This is a genomic window from Candidatus Protochlamydia sp. W-9, from assembly GCF_001950615.1.
Classification (GTDB): Bacteria; Chlamydiota; Chlamydiia; order Chlamydiales; family Parachlamydiaceae; genus Protochlamydia; species Protochlamydia amoebophila.
Genome location: NZ_BCPZ01000343.1, coordinates 1 through 2,448 on the forward strand (window position 1 = coordinate 1; position 2,448 = coordinate 2,448).

Here is a 2,448-nt window from a genome sequence, read left to right on the forward strand (position 1 = left end):
TTGAGCAAGCTATAAGTCAGGGAATGCAAGTGGTGATTCCTCCACGAAAGAATCGCATAACTGGTCGAGAATACGATAAAGATCTCTATAAGTTAAGGCATTTGGTGGAAAATGCATTTTTACATTTGAAGCGCTGGAAAGGAATAGCGACCCGTTATGCAAAGAACACAGCCTCATTCTTAGCTGCAGTCCATATTAGATGTATTGCTATATGGGCAGAAGTCTCGTGACTACACTATCTAGTCAGTTTTTCTGACATATATCCTCTATCCGCGAATGCTTTTCCTTTCATTCCTTCTACCATTTCTGGAACAGGTTTGCGATCATCAATATTGCCAGTTGTCAACTTAAATGCTACAATTTCTGCGTGGTGATTAATCACAAGATGGAGCTTAAATCCAAAGAACCAGCCAACGGTTATTTTTCCCCATTTAGCTTGCCCTTTAAAAACACGATGGGAAGAGGCACGTTTGACATGGCAAAGCGTTAATATGGTAGAGTCTATAAATAAAATCCCTTCACAGATACCCTGATGTTCTTGGATCAAGCAAAACATAGGGAAAAATGCTTCAGAGGTGAGTTGAACAAATCTTGAGTACCCAACAAGATGAGGGAATAAATATTTTAAAGTTGTTTTTTTACATGGTTTAAGTAGAAGTGTTTAAATGTTCTGTAATTAAAACGATGAAAGAGAAGCAAAATCATTAGTACTTGACTTAAAGGTCTTCTAAAAGTTTTTGTGCGGATTTTTCTTTTCGTATACTCCATTTGTTTTTGGGAACACATTTAATGAATTGGGAACACATTTAATGAAATTGATTAGAAAAATTATCCACAAGACAAAACAGTTTGATCATCTCTATCTCGTTCATTTTGGCCTCTTTCATTAGTTTTTGTTCTGAAAAACAAAATCTTCTACAGAAAAGAGGCCTTTTTTCAATAAAGATCACTCAGAATATAGCCGGAAGATAGCTTACGTTAAATTGGCGTTCTATTAGCACTATCTCCTGATTTTAACCATAGGCTTTGGTATATCATCGATGAGCTTCCGACCTTAAATCGTTTGCGTGATTTAGACATGTTACTGGCTGAAAGTCGTAAATATGGAGGCTGCGCCGTTCTAGCTTTGCAAAGTCCTGCCCAGTTGGAAGCCATCTACAGGCAAGCCGTCGCTCAAACGTTAATTGGAAATTTTGCCACTAAAATTGTCTTTGCTGAGCAAAAACCCCTCCATGCTGGTCGCCTTGCCGACATGTTCGGAGAGCAAGAAATTAGAGAGTATCAAAAAGAGCTGTCTTATGGAGCCAATGACATTCGAGATGGGGTGAGTTTAAATCAACAAGCGCGGTATCAACAATTAATTACCAAGACTACTATTCAATTTCTGCCTCGCAATCAGGCTTTTGTACGCTTACCAGATAATTGCCCGATTGTGCGTCTTAACGTACCAATTATACGCTGATCATTCAAATTTTGTTGCTTAGATTATATTCCTTTTTAAAAATAAACGAGGATCGCCAATTTGATATTTTAAAGCTTACAATTTGGCGTAAGCACCTGGACAAATTTGAGCTAAAATCATGATTTCACCTTTAGATTGGATTTTTTTCTTTAGGTGGTGGCTCTTTTTCGGTAGGTGCGTTTTGGATTTCATATTTATCCTCTATATTTTCCTTTCATATACCTCTTGAACATAATGCTTGCAAAGGAATATGTCCAATTAAACAGTATTTTAATATGCTTATGCTCAACACTCATCTTAAGCCGACTAATCACAAATTGCAATTGAAAACCAATGAAAAGTCTTCAGTGAGATCAATCAACTTTCTAGTTATTTGTCTTGATGTTTTAAGAAATTACTAATTTCTTCTTTCGAAAATAATCCTTGAGCTACTTTACAAACCATTTCCTCGAATTCACGCATGTCGTATTTTATTTTACGATCATTTTGGCTCAAAAAAATTAAAGTTGCAGCAGCACCTGTTCTCTTATTCCCATCTAAGAAAGCATGATTACAAACGATGTGAAAAAGATATGCAGAAGCTTTGTCAAATATTGATTCATGTAGATACTCACCAAACATTGTAGTCTTTGGCATTTCTATAGCAGATACAAGAAGTCCCATATCTCTAATACCATGTAGACCTCCGTATTCAGAAACGAGATGATCATGAATCAAAATCACCTCTTCGACAGATAAAAAAATCATCGATCAGACAATCTCTTGAAAAGTTCAGCATATTCATTAAAAACATATTTCTTAGCTTCTTCAAATTTGCTGTTTACTGGTTTTACCGATTGAATAGTAATACCTGTATTTGAATCTACAACTATTTGAAACAAACAATTTTCGTCAAGCCCTGCAGCTTGTAAAATTGATTTGTCAATGACAATGGCTTTACTATTTCCATGTTGAACTAAATGTTTAACTTGCATAATACACCTCTC

General features: G+C 35.8%; 4 protein-coding genes and 1 pseudogene. 2 read left to right on the plus strand and 3 right to left on the minus strand.

Annotated features, from left to right (window positions below; genetic code table 11):
• Positions 1-230: pseudogene (locus BU804_RS09385) on the plus strand (IS5/IS1182 family transposase); the annotation flags it as partial.
• A gap of 5 nt (positions 231-235) precedes the next feature.
• Here the strand turns inward: BU804_RS09385 and BU804_RS09390 are convergent.
• Positions 236-556, minus strand: coding sequence for a transposase (locus BU804_RS09390; protein WP_075883863.1), 321 nt, complete (start codon positions 554-556; stop codon positions 236-238).
• A 426-nt stretch (positions 557-982) separates the two neighbouring features.
• On the opposite strand from BU804_RS09390, the gene BU804_RS09395 reads away from it, so the two are divergent.
• Positions 983-1,462 carry a type IV secretion system DNA-binding domain-containing protein gene (locus BU804_RS09395; RefSeq protein WP_079988688.1) on the plus strand — a complete coding sequence of 160 codons (480 nt, stop codon included), beginning with the start codon at positions 983-985 and terminating at the stop codon, positions 1,460-1,462.
• Positions 1,463-1,831: 369 nt separating this feature from the next.
• Here BU804_RS09395 and BU804_RS09400 read toward each other — a convergent pair whose 3' ends face one another.
• Together BU804_RS09400 and BU804_RS09405 are read right to left on the minus strand one after the other, a co-directional pair.
• Entirely contained in the window at positions 1,832-2,209 is a 378-nt protein-coding gene (locus BU804_RS09400) for a type II toxin-antitoxin system death-on-curing family toxin (protein ID WP_075883865.1), read from the minus strand.
• Positions 2,206-2,448: AbrB/MazE/SpoVT family DNA-binding domain-containing protein (locus BU804_RS09405; protein WP_226996176.1), on the minus strand; the 243-nt coding region annotated here is incomplete at its 5' end. The genes BU804_RS09400 and BU804_RS09405, both read right to left, overlap by 4 nt.